Source organism: Microbacterium sp. NPDC077663 (assembly GCF_044542795.1).
GTDB lineage: Bacteria > Actinomycetota > Actinomycetes > Actinomycetales > Microbacteriaceae > Microbacterium.
On the sequence record NZ_JBITVE010000002.1, the window covers coordinates 1,051,915 to 1,069,377 of the forward strand.

Here is a 17,463-nt window from a genome sequence, read left to right on the forward strand (position 1 = left end):
CCGTGATCCGCACGCGCATGGCGACGGTGGCGGATGCCGCGGCGATCGCCGCGATCCACGTCGCCTCGCGCGCCGCGTACTACGGCGCGCACCTCGACCCTGCGGACGCGGCACGCGACCGCGGGCCGATGTGGCGGCGGCTCGTCGCCGAGGACGGACGGGTCACGGTCGTCGCCGAGGACGCTGAGCCCACGGGTTTTCTGCACGTGCGGCTCGGGGAGACCGTGGAGCTGGTGGGCCTGTACGTCCTGCCGGAGCTGTTCGGCCGGGGGATCGGGTCGACACTGTACGAGCGGTTCGACGAGACCCGCGCCGGTCGTCCGGCGGAGCTCGAGGTCTGGGACGGCAACGCGGGAGCGAAGGCGTACTACGCCGGGCGCGGCTGGCGGGCGACGGACCGCACGCGCGACGGCGTCGCCGGCATCCCGTTCGTCACGTGGCGCCTCGACCTCTGACGGCAGGGTGTGCCGAGTGCAGGTCCGGCGACGCATTCGGGGGTGTCGACGCGTCCCGGAGGCCTCTCGCCCTGCATTCGGCACTCGCGACGGGAACCGCCCGCCGGTCAGACGGGCTGCGGGTTCGCCAGGAGGCCGTCGAAGACGGCCTCGGCCGCGCCGATCAGCAGGCGGTGTTCCGCGAGTCCTGCGGGGAGGATGCGGAGGTCCTCGCCGCAGGCCGGCATCGCCTGCGCGCGCACGGCCGTCTCGAGTGCGGCGACATCGAGACCCGCCAAGGCGGCGAGGAACCCGCCGAGCACGACGGCGGAGGGGTTCAGAACGTTGACGGCGTTGGCGAGCGCCGTGGCGAGGATGCGGCGCTGCCGCTCGACCTCTCCCGCGACGGACGGGGTGTCGATCTGCGCGGCCAGCGCGTCGCCGAGCTCGCGGTCGTCGCCGCGGTTCAGTCCGACGACCGACAGCAGCCGCGCCCGGCTGACCTCGTCCTCGAGCACGCCGTCGCGCGCCCGCCGGTCGGCCAGGGTCGCGATGCCGGGGCGGTTCTGCCCGAACTCGCCGGCGTAGCCGCCGGCGCCGACCACCGGCATCCCGTTCACGATGATGCCGCCGCCGATGCCGCTCGCCCCGCCGTTGAGGTACACGGCGTTGTCGATCCCGCGGGCGGCGCCGAACAGGTGCTCGGCGACGGTGCCGAGCGTCGCGTCGTTGCCGACGACGACGGGCATGCCGGTGGCCGCCGCCACGATGTCGCGCAGAGGCGTGTCGACCCAGCCGAGGTGCGGCGCGTCGCGCACGAGGCCGTCCTCGACCCGGACGAGCCCGGGCACGGCGAGCCCCGCGCCGAGGATGCGCGCGCCCGCCAGCTCCGCGCTCTGCCAGGCCGCGATCTGCGCGGCGACGAGGGTCGCCGTCACCGCGGGCGTCAGCAGCCGGTCCTGCGGCAGGACGACGACGGCGCGGATGTCGCGGTCGAGGCCGACGGCGGCGACCTCGAGCGCGTCGACCTCGGGGTTGACGGCGATGGCGACGACGGCGGGGTCGACGCAGACGACGGGCGACGGGCGGCCGACGCGGCGCGAGGGGTCGGGCGCGCGCTCGACGACGAGCCCGAACGACACGAGCGTCGCGACGAGATCGGCGACGGTGGACCGGTTGAGCCCCGTCGACTCGGTGAGAGCGGCGCGGGACTGCGGACCCTCGCGGTGGACGATCCCGAGGATGCTGCCGAGGTTGGCGCGCCGGACGGATTCGACGGTTCGCCCTTGCTCGGTCACGGACCCACCCTAGTCACCGGGAAGGGTTTGTCGCGGCGACGCGCCTGGTATACGTTGCTGCTAACAACATTTTCTGGTTCGCGAAGGAGCGACATGGTCACCCCCACCCCCGCAGACAAGTTCAGCTTCGGCCTGTGGACCGTCGGCTACAACGGCACCGACCCCTTCGGCGGACCGACGCGACCCCCGCTCGACGTCGTCCACGCCGTCGAGAAGCTCTCCGAGCTCGGCGCCTACGGCCTCACCTTCCACGACGACGACCTCTTCGCCTTCGGCTCGAGCGACGCAGAGCGTCAGCGTGAGATCGATCGGCTGAAGGGGGCCCTCGAGTCCACCGGGATGATCATCCCGATGGTGACGACGAACCTCTTCAGTGCGCCCGTCTTCAAGGACGGCGGCTTCACTGCCAACGACCGCGACGTCCGCCGCTTCGCCCTCCGCAAGGTGTTCCGGCAGCTCGACCTCGGGGCCGAGCTCGGCGCGAAGACCTTCGTCATGTGGGGCGGCCGTGAGGGAGCCGAGTACGACTCGGCGAAGGACATCCGCCAGGCGCTCGAGCGCTACCGCGAGGCGGTCAACCTCCTCGGCCAGTACGTCACCGACAAGGGCTACGACATCCGCTTCGCGATCGAGCCGAAGCCGAACGAGCCGCGCGGAGACATCCTGCTGCCGACCCTCGGCCACGCGATCGCCTTCATCGACTCGCTGGAGCGCCCCGAGCTCGTCGGCCTCAACCCCGAGGTCGGTCACGAGCAGATGGCGGGCCTGAACTTCGCCGCCGGCATCGCCCAGGCGCTGTACCACGGCAAGCTCTTCCACATCGACCTCAACGGGCAGCGCGGCATCAAGTACGACCAGGACCTCGTCTTCGGGCACGGCGACCTGCACAACGCGTTCGCACTCGTCGACCTGCTCGAGAACGGCGGCCCCGGCGGCGTCCCCGCCTACGAGGGGCCGCGTCACTTCGACTACAAGCCGAGCCGCACCGAGGACGAGACCGGCGTCTGGGAGTCGGCGGCCGCCAACATGCGCACGTACCTGCTGCTTAAGGAGCGGGCGCAGGCGTTCCGCGCCGACCCCGAGGTGCAGGAGGCGCTCGCCGCCGCCAAGGTCGACGAGCTCGCCACCCCGACCCTGAACCCGGGCGAGACCTACGAGGACTTCCTCGCCGACCGCTCCGCGTACGAGGACTTCGACCCGAGCGTCTACCTCGGCGGCAAGGGCGGCGGCTTCGTGCGCCTGCAGCAGCTGGCGACCGAGCACCTGCTGGGCGCACGCTGACGTGACTTTCGCCATGGGCGTCGACTCGTCGACGCAGTCCTGCAAGGTCGTCATCGTCGACGTCGCGACCGGGGCGGTCGTCCGCTCCGGTCGCGCGTCGCACCCCGAGGGCACGTCGGTCGATCCCGAGGCGTGGTGGACCGCGCTGCAAGCGGCGATTGCGGATGCCGGGGGTCTGGGCGACGTCGACGCATGGTCGATCGGGGGGCAGCAGCACGGGATGGTCGCGCTCGACGCCTCGGGCGCCGTGGTGCGCGACGCGCTGCTGTGGAACGACACGCGGTCGGGGCCGGCGGCATCCGATCTCATCGCGGAGTTCGGCGCCGAGGAGCTCGCGCAGCGCACGGGTCTCGTACCCGTCGCGTCGTTCACGATCACGAAGCTCCGCTGGCTGCGCGACGCCGAGCCCGACAACGCGGCCCGCGTCGCGGCGGTCGCGCTGCCGCACGATTGGCTGACGTGGCGCCTGCGAGGCTTCGGACCCGAGAATCCCGCGCTCGACGAGCTCGTCACCGACCGCTCCGACGCGTCGGGCACCGGCTACTGGGACCCCGAGTCGGGGGGCTACGACCGCGAGCTGCTCGCGGGGGCACTCGGTCACGACGCTGTGCTGCCGCGGGTGCTCGGTCCGCTGGAGTGGGTGACGGATGCCGACGGTCGCCGTGTCGGGCCCGGCGCGGGTGACAACGCCGGTGCCGCTCTGGGCGTCGGAGCGACAGCGGGTGACGTCGTCGTATCGATCGGCACCTCGGGGACGGTCTTCGCCGTCAGCGACACCCGGACGATCGACCCCACCGGCACCGCGGCGGGATTCGCCGACGCGACAGGACGGTTCCTGCCGCTCGTCGCCACGCTGAACGCGGCACGCGTACTCGACGCGATCGCTCGCCTGCTCGGCGTCGATCACGACGGTTTGACCGCACTCGCGGCGGCAGCCGAGCCCGGCGCCGGCGGCGTGGTGCTCGTGCCGTGGTTCGAGGGCGAGCGCACGCCGAACCTCCCGACCGCGCGCGCCTCGCTCGACGGGCTGTCGCTCGAGAACACGACGCGGGAGAACCTCGCTCGCGCCGCCGTGGAGGGCATGCTCGCCGGTCTCGCGACCGGTCTCGAGGCGATCCGCTCGCTCGATGTCGCCGCCGAGCGCGTGCTGCTCGTCGGCGGAGCGGCCTGCAACCCCGCCGTCGCCGCCGTCGCGGCTCAGGTCTTCGACGTGCCGGTGGCCGTCCCGGCGCCGGGGGAGTACGTCGCGCAGGGCGCGGCCCGCCAGGCAGCGGCCGTGCTCGCCGGGTCGTGGCCGGGGTGGCCGGTCGCGATGGATCGCGGCGCGGCATCCGATCCTCGTCCCGAGGTGCGCGAGCGGTACGACCGCGTCGCCGCACGGCGAGCGGCGGAGCTGCGATGACGGTCCGGCGCGCCCTCATCGTCCGAGGCGGGTGGGACGGGCATCATCCCGTCGCCGCGACGGACATGTTCCGACCGTTCCTCGACGCCCACGGGTTCGACGTCCGCATCGAGGAGTCGAACGAGGTCTACGCCGACCCCGCCGTGATGGCCGAAACGGACCTCATCGTCCAGGCCGTCACGATGTCGTCGATCTCGGATGCCGCGGTGAAGGGTCTCCGCGCCGCCGTCGAGGCCGGCACGGGCCTGGCGGGATGGCACGGCGGCATCGCCGACTCCTACCGGGGCAGCTCGGACTACCTGCAGCTGGTCGGCGGTCAGTTCGCGACCCATCCGGGCCGGCCTCCCGAGGAGCGCCCCGGCGACGAGCGTGACAACTACCTCGATTACACGGTCGAGATGACCGAGCTCGGGCGTCGCCATGAGATCACGGCCGGCATCGACGACTTCGTCCTGCACACCGAGCAGTACTGGGTGCTGCACGACGACCTCATCGACGTCCTCGCCACGACGACGCATCCGACGCAGGAGTACCACCCCTGGCATCGGCCGATCGTCAGTCCCGCCGTCTGGACGCGGCTGTGGGGCAGAGGGCGCGTCTTCGTCGCGACCCCGGGTCACACCCCCGAGGTGCTCGCCGAGCCGCACGTCCGCACCATCGTCGAAAGGGGCCTGCTGTGGGCAGCCCGCACATCGTAGGCATCGTCGGCCTCGGCGTCATCTCGCGTCAGTACCTCGACCTGTTCGCGACCAGCCCGGCCATCCGCGTGGCCGCGGTCGCCGACCTGAACGCACAGCGGGCGGCCGAGGTGGCTGCGACCGTGCCGGGCGCGACAGCGATGACGGTCGACGAACTCATGGCGCACCCCGAGGTGCAGACGGTCCTCAATCTGACCGTGCCCGCCGCGCACGCCCAGGTCGCGCACGCCGCGATCGCGGCCGGCAAGTCGGTCCACGGCGAGAAGCCGCTCGCCCTCACCGTCGCGGAAGGACGGGGGATCCTGGATGCCGCGACCGCTGCGGGCGTGCGGGTCACCTCCGCGCCCGACACGGTGCTGGGTACAGGCATCCAGACGGCACGGCGGCTCGTCGACGACGGCGCGATCGGCACGCCGATGTCGGCCAGTGCGACGTGGGTCTCGCCGGGGCACGAGCTGTGGCACCCGGCTCCCGGTTTCTACTACGCGCCCGGAGGGGGCCCGCTGTTCGACATGGGTCCGTACTACGTGACGAGTCTCGTGCACCTGTTGGGGCCCGTCGTCGCCGTCACCGGGGCGGCGCGACGCGCGCGGGCCCAGCGGACGATCGCGACGGGGCCGCAGGCCGGGGAGCGGATCGAGGTGGAGGTCGACACGCACGTGAGCGGTCTGCTCGAGCACGCCGGCGGGGCGGTCTCGACGATCGTCACGAGCTTCGACGCCGTCGCGTCGACGTCGCCCCCGATCGAGGTGCACGGCGACCGGGGATCGCTCGTCGTGCCCGATCCGAACACGTTCGACGGGGAGGTCCGTCTGGCCGAGCTCGGCGGCGAGGGCTGGCGCTCGGTCACGACATCCGCCGGCTACGCGGACTCCGGTCGCGGCATCGGTCTCATCGACGCGGTCGCCGGTGACGGCCCCGGCCGAGCCGGCGGTGCGCTCGCCCTCCACGTGCTCGACATCATGGAGAGCCTGCTGCGGTCGTCTGCGGAGGGGAGGCGGGTCGTGATCGACACCGCCGTCGAGCGGCCTTCTCTCGTGCCGCTGACCGCGGCATCCGAATGGTCACGATTCCGGTCGTGACCTGACCTCGCCCCGCGTGAACAGCGCCGCTCCGCCCCTCGGGCGGGGCGGCGTCGTCGTGTGACCGAAACGAGATGTTTGACGCTGTCGCGATCCGGCGTTATCTTCGTATCGAAGCGGTTCGACGCGTGTTCGACGGATACCCGGAGAAGCGCTTCGATCACGAAGGAGTGAGATGACCCGCCACATGTCCGAGCGTGCGATTCGGCATCGCCGATGACGCAGCAGGCGATCGTCACCGAGGCCGCGGCCGCGACGATCGAAGAGAAGGCACCGCACCGCTCCGAGCAGCGGGTGGCGAAGAACCGGCGATCGTTCCGGATGTTCCTGTGCATCGTCCCGTTCCTGGTCCTCGTCTTCCTCTTCTCGTACTTCCCGCTCTACGGGTGGATCTATTCGCTGTACGACTACCGACCGGCCCTGGGCCTCGCGGGAAGCGACTTCGTGGGGCTGCAGTGGTTCCAGCTCCTCGTCGGCTCGCCGACCCAGGTCGCGCAGGTCGGGCAGGTCGTCCTCAACACGCTGGCGATCAGCTTCCTCGGCATCGCGACGTCGATCCTGCCGCTCGCGTTCGCGATCTTCCTCAACGAGATCAAGGCGCCCTGGTTCCGCAACTCGGTGCAGACGCTGACGACACTGCCCAACTTCATCTCGTGGGTGCTCGTCTACATGATCGCCTTCTCGCTCTTCTCGAGCTCGGGGCTCGTGAACGGCATCCTCTCCGACGCCGGGCTGATCACGACCCCGGTGAAGTTCCTCGACACCGACCAGAACGTCTGGCTCACGATGACCCTCTGGTCGATCTGGAAGGGTCTCGGCTGGGGCGCCATCATCTACCTCGCGGCGATCGCCGGCATCGACCAGTCGCTCTACGAGTCCGCCGAGATCGACGGCGCGGGCCGCTTTCAGAAGATGTGGTTCATCACCGTCCCGCAACTCATGCCGACCTACCTCGTGCTCCTGCTGCTGTCGATCGCGAACCTGCTCAACAACGGCATGGAGCAGTACTTCGTGTTCCAGAACGCCTTCAACAAGGACTACATCCAGGTGCTCGACCTGTACGTATACAACATCGGCCTGACGGGCAACAACCTGTCGATGGCGACGGCGATCGGCATGTTGAAGAGCCTGATCTCCGTCATCCTCCTGTTCACCGTCAACGGGATCGCCAAGCGCGTGCGCGGCGAGTCCATCGTCTGAGTCGGGAGCACCCGTCATGGTCACCACGACTGCCCACCGGCGCCGACAGATCCGCCAGAGCGCCGACCTCCCCGGCCGCCTGGTCTTCGCGATCGTCAACTACGGCGTCTTCCTCGCCCTCGCCTTCGTCTGCGCGTACCCGTTCTACTACCTGATCATCAACTCGATCAGTTCCAACGACCTCGCCGCGCTCGGGCAGGTCCGGTGGCTGCCCACCGGCATCCATTTCTCGAACTACGAACAGGTGTTCCAACTCGGCGGGCTGTCGCAGGCCGCGGTCATCTCGGTCGGCCGCACCGTCATCGGCACGGTCGCCGCGGTCCTCGCCTCGGCGTTCCTCGGCTTCATGTTCACGCAGACGCGCATGTGGGGGCGGCAGTTCTGGTACCGCTTCGTGATCGTCACGATGTACTTCAGCGCGGGCCTGATCCCGGTGTTCATCGTCGTCCGCAACCTCGGACTGACCAACAACTTCTGGGTCTATGTGCTGCCGTTCGTGGTGCAGCCGTTCTTCATCATCCTCGTGAAGACCTACGTCGAGGCGATGCCGACCGAGCTGCAGGAGGCGGCCGAGATGGACGGGGCGAACATCCTGCAGATCTTCTTCCGGATCTACCTGCCCAACATGACGCCGATCCTCGCGACCGTGGCCATCTTCTCGGCCGTGGCGCAGTGGAACAGCTTCCAGGACACCCTCATCTACATCACCGACCAGAGTCTCTACACCCTGCAGTACCTGCTCTACATGTTCATCAACCAGGCGAACAGCCTGGCCCTGGCCATGCAGAACGGCGGCAACCTCACCTCGATCGTCGACGCGGCCACGAGCCAGACCCCGACGTCGATCCGGATGACGATCTCGGTGATCGTCATCCTGCCGATCATCTTCGTCTACCCGCTGTTCCAGCGCTTCTTCGTCAAGGGCATCATGCTCGGCGCGGTCAAGGGCTGAATCGACCGATCCCGGTCGCACCACCGAGAGGAAAGCAATGAAGCTATCACGCAAGGCCATCGGCGCCGTCGCCGCTCTGGCAACGGTCGGGCTGCTGAGCGCCTGCACCGGCCCGGCCACCAATCAGGAACGCGAAGCCATCTCCTCGTTCCCGGACAAGTGGGACGAGCCCATCACCATCGACGTCTTCGACGGTCTCGCCAACTACATGGGGATGCAGGAGGGGTGGTTCGGCAAGCTCGTTGAGGACAAGTTCAACATGAAGCTCAACAGCATCGCCCCCAACGTGGCGGGCGGCGGTGACACGCTGTTCAACACCCGGGTGACCGCCGGCGACCTCGGCGACCTGATCATCACCGACAAGGGCCAGCGTCTCGAGGAGCTCGCCGAGGGCGGTCTGCTCCTCGACGCCGAGAGCTTCTACCCCGCGATGAAGAACGCCGGACGCTTCGACGCGGCCGTCGACCGCATCAACGAGAACCTCGGCGCCACGTACGCCTTCCCCTCGCAGGTGTCGTCGCTGAAGCCCACCGAGCCCTCCGAGGGGCTCGACCCGACCTTCGGCCCCTACCTGCGCTGGGACCTCTACAAAGAGGCCGGCTACCCCGAGATCGGCACGCTCGAAGACCTTCTGCCGGTCCTCAAGGAGATGCAGGATGCCGAGCCCACCGCTCCCAACGGACAGAAGACCTACGCGGTCTCGCTGTTCAAGGACTGGGACGGGAACATGCTCAACAACGCGAAGCAGCCCACCACGTACTACGGCTTCGACGAGGTCGGCTTCGCCCTCGCGAAGGGCGACGGTTCCGAGTTCCAGGGCATCCTCGACGACGACGGCCAGTACGTCCGCGCGCTCCGCTTCTTCTACGAGGCGAACCAGCTCGGCATCCTCGACCCCGACTCGACGACGCAGAACTACGACACCCTGTGGACGAAGTACCAGAACGGCCAGGTGCTGTTCTCGTTCTGGCCCTGGCTCGGGCAAGCGGCCTACAACACGGACGCCAACGTCGAGGCGGGTCGCGGCTTCATGATGGCGCCGATGGACGACATGAACATCTTCTCGTACGGCGCCGAGGCGTACGGAGGCAAGCAGGTGTTCGCGATCGGCTCCAAGGCTGAGGACCCCGAGCGCATCGCGGCCTTAATCGACTGGCTGTTCTCGCCCGAGGGCGCCCTGGCCAACAACAGCCAGACGCAGGGTGCGGCCGGTCCCGAGGGTCTCACGTGGGAGGTCAACGCCGACGGTGAACCCGAGCTGAACGAGCTCGGCCACAAGGTCTTCTTCGAGGGCGACGCCGAGGTCCCGGCCGAATGGGGCGGCGGCAGCTACATCGACGGTGCGTCGCAGCTCAACATCAGCGCGGTCCTGCCGATCGACACCGACCCCAACACCGGCTTCCCGTACAGCTACAAGCTGTGGCCGACGTACCAGGCCGAGACGAGCAACCCGGTTACCGACGACTGGTCGGCGAAGATGGGCGCGACGACGACGATGGACTACCTGCGCGAGAACGACCAGCTGCTGGTCGGTCCCGGCGCGAGCTACACACCGGAGGCCGACTCGTCCGAGATCGAGACCCTGCGCAACCAGGCGAAGGCGGCGATCGTGCAGACCTCGTGGCAGATGGTGTTCGCCGAGAACGACGCGCAGTTCGACTCGCTGTTCGCCTCGCTGCAGGAGACGGCAGCGGGCCTCGGCTACGACAAGGTCCTCGAGGTCGACATGAGCAGGGCCGAAGAGCAGGATGCCGCGCGTAAGGCCGTCGCGGCGGAGTTCGCCGACTGACCTCAGCCACGACCGCGAGAAGGGGCCCCGGCGGATGAGACGACGGGGCCCTTCCCGATGGCGGACCTCGGGACCGCTCTGACGACAGCCGCGGGGATGCGTGCTGCGACAACGCCGGTCAGGATCTCCTGGCCGGCTTCCTGCTCGCCGCAGCGCTCGAGGGCTTGCCGATCACGACCGCTTTCACCTGGACGACCACGCCGGGTGATGATGAGCCGGTGCGGATCCTCCGCCGACACGGGTACGAGCAAATGGCGGATGCCGTCTCCGGGCAGGTCAATGGCGAGTCTCGCCGTCGTGACAGTGTCTACGGCACCGCCGCGCAGATGGCGTCGTGTTTGAAGGTGCGCGCGATCGCTCAGTGGGTGACACCCCAGGGCGGTTTCGATTCGCGGCCGCAGTTCGACCCGCACGCGTTCGTGCGCGGGGGCGACACGCTTTACAGCCTCTCCAAGGAGGGCCGCGGCACCGCCGGCCCGCTGGTGACCGCGCTGACGGCCGCGACGGTTGAGGCGGCTGAGGAGTACGCGACCACGCAGCCGGGCGGGCGCCTGCAGGTGCCGATGCTCGGTGTTCTCGACGAGGCTGCGAACGTGTGCCGTTGGCACGACCTCCCCGACCTGTACAGCCACTACGGGTCTCGCGGAATCGTCCTGATGACGATTCTGCAGTCCTGGTCTCAGGGCGTGCAGGTGTGGGGGCGCGACGGGATGCGCAAGCTGTGGAGCGCCTCGAACGTTGCCGTCTACGGCGGCGGCGTGAAGGAGCCGGAGTTCCTGAGCGAGCTCTCGCAGATGATCGGTGACTACGACCGCCGCACGACCTCTACGAGTGTCGGCCGCGGCACCCGGTCGACCTCTCATGGGGTGCAACGCGAACGCACCTTGGACGTCGCGGATCTCGGCGCTCTCCCGCGCGGCCGCGCGGTCGTGTTCGCCTCTGGCGCTCCCGCGACCCTTGTCGAGACGGTCCCGTGGATGAACGGGCCGCACGCGGCCGCGTTGCGCGCGTCGATCGCCGCGCACGATCCTTCCCACGGCGCACCCGCCGCTGCGGCTCCTGCTCGAGCTGCCGTGATCGAAGAAAGCGAGCCACACGATGAGTGACCTCCTCGATAGTTTCCGCGATGACGTCGACGAGCCGACCCCGGAGCTGGTGTACGGCTCCGTCGACGAGTTTGTGCGGGAGTACCTGCGCCACATGTACACACGCCCTGTCGGGCCCGGAAACGCCCGCTACCGGTGGGCGGCGGACTGGTGGCGATACCCCGAGGCGGTGGCCCGCCTCGAGGGCCTGTGGCGCTCCTGGGAGCACCTGCGGCTCGACCCCGCGACGGGCGCGAGCGTGTGGTGGCGCGACCACGCCGACCACCACATGAACCTGTTACTCAGCACTGACGGTCCATTCGCGAAGTCGAGAGACGCGTGCGAGCCCGGTGAACCGCTGCCTTACGCGGAGCCTCCTGCGAGCTGGTTCCCTGATGTTCGATTCCCTTCATAGGCGGCTCGAACCCAGCGACAGCGGCGAGTGTAAGCTTTGGCTACCCTTACCTTGCCCGAAAGGAACGCCGTGCACCGTCGCGCCCATCACGTCCCAGTCGCCACCGTCGCAGTCGCGGCCGTACTCGCCGTGACCGGGTGCAGTCCCTCGCAAACGCCGGCCGCGACGTCGTCGGCCGGTTCGTGGACTTTCACCTCTGGTGACGGCGAGACGTACACGGCACCTGAGGTCCCGACCCGCATCATCGCGCACGCATACGCGGCGAAGGCGCTCATGGAGTTCGGCATCACGCCGGTGGGCATCTACGCCGACGGCCCGATCGCCGAGGACGTGGGGTTGGAGGGCGTCGACTTCGACGGCGTCGAGATCCTCGGTGAAGAGTGGGGCAAGATTGACGTCGCCGCGGCTGCGGAGCTTGCACCCGACTTGATCGTCGGCGACTGGTGGCCGGCCGAAGACGCGTACTCGGGGTTCGAGGGTGGCGTCGAGGAGGAGTCGAAAAAGCTCGCTGACCTGGCGACTGTTGTGGGCCCCAGCCAGGGGGACTCGATCGTCGGGCTCATCGAGGGGTATGCCGACCTTGCGGAGTCGCTCGGCGCCGATGCTGATCAGATCGCCGACGCTCGCGCGGAGTTCGACGCGGCAGTGACCGACTTCCAGGCTGCGAATGAGGAGAACCCCGGGGTCTCGGCGCTGGCGATCAGCCCGTGGGACGTGAACTACGCCGTGGCGGTGCCCGAGTACGCCCCCGAGCTGCTCGACTTCCAGCGGTGGGGCCTCGCTGTGGTCGACCCTGAGACGCCCGACCCCGACTTCCCGTACTGGCAGACGCTCAGCATGGAAGAGGCTGACGCGTACCAGCCCGACCTCATCATGTTCGATGATCGCAATCACCCCGGCGGTGAGCAGATCCTCGAGGCCGCACCGATCTCGTCCAGCATCGCCGCCTACGCGGCGGGTCAGACGACGACATGGCCGGCGTACTGGCTGCACACCTACAGCGACTACGCGGCTCAACTGACACGCCTGGCCGAGGTGATCCGCGACACCGACACCTCCGTCGGCGACCTGTGACCGCGTCGCCGGTGCACGCGCCGGCGACCGTCGGTCAGCGCACCGGTCGACTGCTCGGTCTGCTCCCGGCGGCGGGGCTGCTGGTCGTTCTCGCGACGCTCAGCATCGCGCTCGGGTCACGTGATGTCGCACCGCTCGACGTGTGGGCCGCCGTTGCCGGTACCACTCAGGGAGCGGATGCGACAGTGATCCGCGAAATGCGGGTGCCACGAACCGTCCTCGGCATCCTGGTGGGTGCGGCGCTCGCGATAGGCGGGACCATCCTGCAGGGAGTGGCGCGAAACCCACTCGCAGATTCTGGCGTGCTCGGCATCGGTGCGGGCGCGGCCGCGGCCGTCGTCGTGGCGGCGCTCCTCTTCGGAACGATGCCCGCAGGCGATGCCGTATGGTTCGCCTTCGTCGGTGCAGGGCTTGCGACGGTGCTCGTGTACGTCATCGCCTCGTTCGGCACCGAGGGGGCGACGCCGGTGAAACTCGCCCTCGCGGGAGCGGCCCTCACCGCACTCTGTGCATCGGTCACCTCGGCGATCCTCCTGGCCGACCCGGACGCGTTGAACGAGCTGCGGATGTGGCAGGTCGGCGCCCTCGCCGGAAGGTACGCGCCGGTACTTGCGCAGCTCTGGCCGTTCTTCGCGGTCGGCATCGCAGTGGCGCTCTTCGTCGGCCGCCCGCTGAATCTCCTCTCACTCGGCGACGATCTCGCTCGGGCGCTCGGACTCCGCCTCGTGCCCACACGGGCACTGCTCTTCGCCGTGGTGGCTGTGCTCTGCGGTGCGGCGACTGCCGCATGCGGGCCGATCGTGTTCGTTGGGTTGATGGTCCCGCACCTCGTCCGCCTCGTCACGGGCCCCGACTATCGGTGGATCCTTCTGTACTCCGCGCTCCTTGGGCCGGTGGTCGTGCTCGGCGGAGACATCGTCGGGCGTCTCGTCCTGGCATCCGGTGAAGTGCCGGTCGGCGTTGTCATCGGCGTGATCGGGGCACCGGTGTTCATCCTCCTTGTGAGGTTCCGTCGGAGCATGAAACTGTGACGCTGACGACGTTGGTGACGACGGATGCCACGGCGCGCATTCGCGCGCAGGTGCGCGCCGAGCGGCGCGCGTTGACCCATCGCATCCTCATGGTCATCCTCGCGCTCGCAGTGGCCGTACTGCTGCTGTTCTGCGCCTCGCTCATGTTCGGCAGCGTCACGCTGTCGCCGGCGGCGGCGATCTCTGGCCTCACCGGCAGCGGCGACACCGCGACCGTTTTCGTCGTCCGGGAATTGCGCCTTCCGCGGGCGACCGCTGCTGTCCTCGTCGGGCTCGCGCTCGGCGCCGCTGGCACACTCTTCCAGCGGGTGCTCGGGAACCCGCTGGCGTCTCCCGACTTCCTCGGCGTCGCCGCGGGTGCCGGAACTGCCACGGCAGCGGCTCTCGTGTTCGGCGGTGTCGCGGGACTTGCGCTCCCCGTGTACGCGCTCGTCGGTGGCGGGGTCACGGCGATCCTGATCTATGCCGTCGCGTGGCGACGCGGTGTGTCCGAGTACAGATTCATCCTGGTCGGCATCGGCATCGGGACCTTCGCGACATCCGTGACTTCGTACCTCGTCGCGCGCGCCGAGTTCTCCGACGCGCGCGCCGCGATGACGTGGCTCACGGGCTCGGTAGGCATGGCCACACCCGAAACCACGGCGCTCGTCAGCGCGGCGCTCCTGGCACTGGTGCCGACCGGCTTCGCCGTGTCGCGCATGTTGCGTCGACTCGAACTCGGCGACGACACCGCGCGCATGCTCGGCGCCCGCGTCGAACGTGACCGCCTCGTCGTGCTCGCCGTCGGGGTGATCCTCGTCTCCGTCGCCACTGCGGCGGTCGGGCCGATCATGTTCGTGGCGATGCTCGCCGGCCCGCTCGCACAGATCCTCATCGGCGCCTCTGGGCGGAGCATTCTCGCCGCCGCGCTGGTCGGAGCGGTCGTACTGCAGATCGCCGATCTCCTCGCGCAGCACGCGTTGCCGTGGCCCATCTCCACTGGGGTGGTCACTGGCGCGTTCGGCGCACCGTACATCGCGTGGATGCTCATCTCCGCAGCCCGAAGGACCAGAGCCGCATGACACGATCCCGCCGCCTCGAAGCCCGTACCGTCCGTCTCGGTCACGACGCCTCGCCCGTCATCGACGGCCTCGACCTCGTGATCCCACCCGGCCAGATCACAGTCATTATCGGGGCGAACGCGTCAGGCAAGTCGACACTGCTGCGCGGGCTTGCCCGGTTGCTTCCAGTCCGCCGCGGCGACGTGCTGCTCGACGGTGCGTCGGTCTCGAAGATGCGGTCTTCCGATGTGGCTCGCGCCATCGGCATGTTGCCGCAGTCGCCGGTCGCACCGGACGGCATCACTGTGTCCGACTTGGTCGGACGCGGGCGGCATCCGCATCAAGGCTGGTTCCGACGCTGGAACAATCGCGACGAGGAGGCCGTCGCGCGAGCCCTTTCCGCGACGGCGACGGCGGAGTTGTCGAGCCGGCCGGTCTCCGACCTGTCGGGTGGGCAGCGCCAGCGCGTGTGGATCGCGATGGCGTTGGCGCAGGAGACCGACATCCTTCTGCTCGACGAACCGACAACGTTCCTCGACCTCAACTACCAACTCGAAGTGCTCGATCTACTGGCGGAGCTGAATGCAACTCGCGGGACGACGATCGTCATCGTGCTCCACGAGCTGAACCTCGCCGCTCGCTACGCGCACCACCTCGTCGCGATGCGGGCAGGGCGCATCGCCGCGCAGGGCGTACCGGCCGACGTCGTTACCGTCGAGACGATCCGCGAGGTGTTCGACCTCAACTGCCGCATCATCGACGACCCACACACCGGGTCGCCGATGGTCGTGCCCGTCAGCTCTCGGAGCGTGTCACCGTGACGAACCTCATCCACCGGGCCGAAGTACTACACGTCGAGGCGTTGAGCGCTGGGATGACCCGCATCATTCTCGGCGGTGACGGGCTCGAGGGGTTCGAGTCCACCGGCGTCGGCGACGAGTATGTGCGTATGTGGCTGCCACGTGAGGGGGAGGTCGAACCGGTACTTCCTGAACCCTCAGGGGAACAGTCGTGGGCATTCGCCGACGGAGTTGAACCCTCACCGCTTCGGACCTACACGGTGCGGCGATGGGACTCGATGCGTCGTGAGCTCACCCTGGACATGGTCGTGCACGGTCACGGGCTCGCCGCACGATGGGCGGAGCGCGCGGCGCCCGGCGACATCGTCGGCGTGAACACGCCACGTGGCATGTACGCACCGCCGGTTGATCTCGAATGGCTACTCATGGTGACAGATGCGTCAGGGCTCCCCGCCGCCGCCCGCATTCTTGAGGACCTCCCGCCAAGCGTGCGCGTACGACTCTTCGTCGAGGTGCCCTCGGCCGCACATGAGCAGAATCTCATGGTGCCGGACGGGTCAGAGCTGCGTTGGATCCACGGCGGCAATGGTCAAGGCCCGAGCCGCATTGAACAGCTCGTGCGTCACGCCACGCGTCCCGGCGGCGTGGGCTACATATGGGTCGTAGGCGAGACGCACTCGACTCGTTCCGTCCGTCGATACCTACGTCATGACCTAGGCCTACCCGCCTCCTCCTACAAGGTCGTCGGGTACTGGACCGAGGCCATCGAGCAATGGGAGGCCCGCTATGAAGCGCTACCCCCGGACGTGCACGCCCATCTCGAAGCTCTATGGGACGACCCCACCCGCGATGAAGAAGACGTCGAGGACGAGTACGACCGCACGCTTGAGCGCTACGGCCTTTGAGGGTGGATGACGCATGCCACGTGCTCTGACGTTGTGCACGAACGACGGTGGATCGCAAGCCCCCTTGTGTTCGGGCGTGGGCGGATAGCGTCACTCGTGCGGGCGGGGTGTGGGCCTCAGGCAGCCCACCTGCAACGGCCCATCGTCCACTCCCGAGTACCGCCCTGGCGTGACTCAGACGGGGCGGACGGGCGGTGAGTGACCCACATCCCGACCCAGCGCCAACAGACGCTCAGGCGGGTTCGACGTGGTCGACGGCGTCGACCATCGCCTCCAAAAAGTCGACAACGTGTTTCTGCTGAGTCGGGCTCATCTTCGAGGCGACGGCATACATGCGGATGTGCATTTTCCCGAGCGTGTCGCGCACTTCCTCGTTGGCGTGGGCGGTCGCTGTAATCATGATGCCGCGCCGGTCGCCGGTGACCCCGACCCGTTCCACTCGACCGTCGTTGACGAGCTTGTCGATCATGGTGGTGACCGATGCGGAGGTGATGCCGAGGTACCGGGCGAGCTCGTACGGGCGAGCGCTATGGCCAGGCTGGCGCAACAGGTAACGGAGCGCGAGGAGCTCGTTCTCGCCCATGGCCATCGAGTCGCGGGTTCGACGCCGCATCGCAGCTTCCGCTGCCCGGTAGGTGCGGAGAGCTTCGAGGACACGGCGGGCGCGCTCTTTTTGGCCGGGCGCGTCGTTGTACCAGTACCCGCCGCGCCCGACGCTCCGGGTGGAATCAGTCATGCGTGCTCCTCGCTCGACGCGTACACCGTAAGCACACGATAATCGAGGATGAGCTCGAGGCCGGACTTGCTCATCCCCACTTATATTCACTCGGGAAGGACCACGTGGTTTACCGCAGCAAGGAGACCCTCGAGCGCTGGCTGGAGGAGTTCCGCGCCGAACGCATCGCTGGTGATCTCATCCACGTCATCGTGCAAGACGGAACCGACGGTGCCGACACCGGCCTGGTAGTCGTTCCTTT

17 protein-coding genes are annotated in these 17,463 nt (G+C 68.7%); 15 read left to right on the forward strand and 2 right to left on the reverse strand.

The window, feature by feature from the left end:
- Positions 1-2: 2 nt before the first annotated feature.
- Positions 3-455: a GNAT family N-acetyltransferase gene (locus tag ACIGEP_RS12555; RefSeq protein WP_396661950.1), complete on the forward strand. Its 453-nt coding sequence runs from the start codon at positions 3-5 to the stop codon at positions 453-455.
- A gap of 107 nt (positions 456-562) precedes the next feature.
- Here ACIGEP_RS12555 and ACIGEP_RS12560 read toward each other — a convergent pair whose 3' ends face one another.
- Positions 563-1,732, reverse strand: a complete 1,170-nt coding sequence (locus ACIGEP_RS12560) for an ROK family protein (RefSeq protein ID WP_396661951.1) — start codon at positions 1,730-1,732, stop codon at positions 563-565.
- Positions 1,733-1,825: 93 nt separating this feature from the next.
- Here ACIGEP_RS12560 and xylA point away from each other — a divergent pair, with 93 nt between their 5' ends.
- The 14 genes from xylA (at position 1,826) to ACIGEP_RS12630 (ending at position 16,486) form a co-directional block, all read left to right on the forward strand.
- Positions 1,826-3,013, forward strand: a complete 1,188-nt coding sequence (xylA, locus tag ACIGEP_RS12565) for a xylose isomerase (protein WP_396661952.1) — start codon at positions 1,826-1,828, stop codon at positions 3,011-3,013.
- A gap of 1 nt (position 3,014) precedes the next feature.
- Positions 3,015-4,415, forward strand: coding sequence for an FGGY family carbohydrate kinase (locus ACIGEP_RS12570; protein ID WP_396661953.1), 1,401 nt, complete (start codon positions 3,015-3,017; stop codon positions 4,413-4,415).
- Complete coding sequence (locus tag ACIGEP_RS12575) at positions 4,412-5,113, forward strand: ThuA domain-containing protein (protein ID WP_396661954.1); 702 nt, start codon at positions 4,412-4,414, stop codon at positions 5,111-5,113. Before ACIGEP_RS12570 ends, ACIGEP_RS12575 begins: the two co-directional genes overlap by 4 nt.
- Positions 5,092-6,195, forward strand: a complete 1,104-nt coding sequence (locus ACIGEP_RS12580) for a Gfo/Idh/MocA family protein (protein ID WP_396661955.1) — start codon at positions 5,092-5,094, stop codon at positions 6,193-6,195. The genes ACIGEP_RS12575 and ACIGEP_RS12580 overlap by 22 nt, the downstream gene beginning before the upstream one ends.
- Positions 6,196-6,411: 216 nt before the next feature.
- On the forward strand, positions 6,412-7,395 hold the full coding sequence (locus tag ACIGEP_RS12585) for an ABC transporter permease (protein ID WP_396661956.1): 984 nt from the start codon (positions 6,412-6,414) through the stop codon (positions 7,393-7,395).
- A gap of 16 nt (positions 7,396-7,411) precedes the next feature.
- Positions 7,412-8,347, forward strand: coding sequence for a carbohydrate ABC transporter permease (locus ACIGEP_RS12590; RefSeq protein WP_396661957.1), 936 nt, complete (start codon positions 7,412-7,414; stop codon positions 8,345-8,347).
- A 37-nt stretch (positions 8,348-8,384) separates the two neighbouring features.
- Complete coding sequence (locus tag ACIGEP_RS12595) at positions 8,385-10,136, forward strand: ABC transporter substrate-binding protein (RefSeq protein ID WP_396661958.1); 1,752 nt, start codon at positions 8,385-8,387, stop codon at positions 10,134-10,136.
- A 218-nt stretch (positions 10,137-10,354) separates the two neighbouring features.
- The gene (locus ACIGEP_RS12600; protein WP_396661959.1) at positions 10,355-11,242 is read left to right on the forward strand and encodes a type IV secretory system conjugative DNA transfer family protein; all 888 of its coding nucleotides are present in this window, start codon (positions 10,355-10,357) and stop codon (positions 11,240-11,242) included.
- Positions 11,235-11,636 carry a DUF4913 domain-containing protein gene (locus tag ACIGEP_RS12605; RefSeq protein ID WP_396661960.1) on the forward strand — a complete coding sequence of 134 codons (402 nt, stop codon included), beginning with the start codon at positions 11,235-11,237 and terminating at the stop codon, positions 11,634-11,636. Before ACIGEP_RS12600 ends, ACIGEP_RS12605 begins: the two co-directional genes overlap by 8 nt.
- Positions 11,637-11,705: 69 nt before the next feature.
- Positions 11,706-12,710: a hypothetical protein gene (locus tag ACIGEP_RS12610; RefSeq protein ID WP_396661961.1), complete on the forward strand. Its 1,005-nt coding sequence runs from the start codon at positions 11,706-11,708 to the stop codon at positions 12,708-12,710.
- Complete coding sequence (locus ACIGEP_RS12615) at positions 12,707-13,741, forward strand: FecCD family ABC transporter permease (RefSeq protein ID WP_396661962.1); 1,035 nt, start codon at positions 12,707-12,709, stop codon at positions 13,739-13,741. Before ACIGEP_RS12610 ends, ACIGEP_RS12615 begins: the two co-directional genes overlap by 4 nt.
- Entirely contained in the window at positions 13,738-14,802 is a 1,065-nt protein-coding gene (locus ACIGEP_RS12620; protein ID WP_396661963.1) for a FecCD family ABC transporter permease, read from the forward strand. Before ACIGEP_RS12615 ends, ACIGEP_RS12620 begins: the two co-directional genes overlap by 4 nt.
- Complete coding sequence (locus tag ACIGEP_RS12625) at positions 14,799-15,602, forward strand: ABC transporter ATP-binding protein (protein WP_396661964.1); 804 nt, start codon at positions 14,799-14,801, stop codon at positions 15,600-15,602. The genes ACIGEP_RS12620 and ACIGEP_RS12625 overlap by 4 nt, the downstream gene beginning before the upstream one ends.
- Positions 15,599-16,486: a siderophore-interacting protein gene (locus ACIGEP_RS12630; protein WP_396661965.1), complete on the forward strand. Its 888-nt coding sequence runs from the start codon at positions 15,599-15,601 to the stop codon at positions 16,484-16,486. The genes ACIGEP_RS12625 and ACIGEP_RS12630 overlap by 4 nt, the downstream gene beginning before the upstream one ends.
- Positions 16,487-16,718: 232 nt before the next feature.
- Here ACIGEP_RS12630 and ACIGEP_RS12635 read toward each other — a convergent pair whose 3' ends face one another.
- Complete coding sequence (locus ACIGEP_RS12635) at positions 16,719-17,222, reverse strand: MarR family winged helix-turn-helix transcriptional regulator (RefSeq protein WP_396661966.1); 504 nt, start codon at positions 17,220-17,222, stop codon at positions 16,719-16,721.
- Positions 17,223-17,463 lie beyond the last annotated feature (241 nt).

Bases quoted from the DNA above. Each gene is read 5' to 3' on its own strand.
- ACIGEP_RS12585 (WP_396661956.1), top strand. From the start codon at position 6,412: ATGACGCAGCAGGCGATCGTCACCGAGGCCGCGGCCGCGACGATCGAA.
- ACIGEP_RS12595 (WP_396661958.1), top strand. From the start codon at position 8,385: ATGAAGCTATCACGCAAGGCCATCGGCGCCGTCGCCGCTCTGGCAACG.
- ACIGEP_RS12625 (WP_396661964.1), top strand. From the start codon at position 14,799: ATGACACGATCCCGCCGCCTCGAAGCCCGTACCGTCCGTCTCGGTCAC.
- ACIGEP_RS12590 (WP_396661957.1), top strand. From the start codon at position 7,412: ATGGTCACCACGACTGCCCACCGGCGCCGACAGATCCGCCAGAGCGCC.
- ACIGEP_RS12635 (WP_396661966.1), bottom strand. From the start codon at position 17,222: ATGACTGATTCCACCCGGAGCGTCGGGCGCGGCGGGTACTGGTACAAC.
- xylA (WP_396661952.1), top strand. From the start codon at position 1,826: ATGGTCACCCCCACCCCCGCAGACAAGTTCAGCTTCGGCCTGTGGACC.
- ACIGEP_RS12575 (WP_396661954.1), top strand. From the start codon at position 4,412: ATGACGGTCCGGCGCGCCCTCATCGTCCGAGGCGGGTGGGACGGGCAT.
- ACIGEP_RS12605 (WP_396661960.1), top strand. From the start codon at position 11,235: ATGAGTGACCTCCTCGATAGTTTCCGCGATGACGTCGACGAGCCGACC.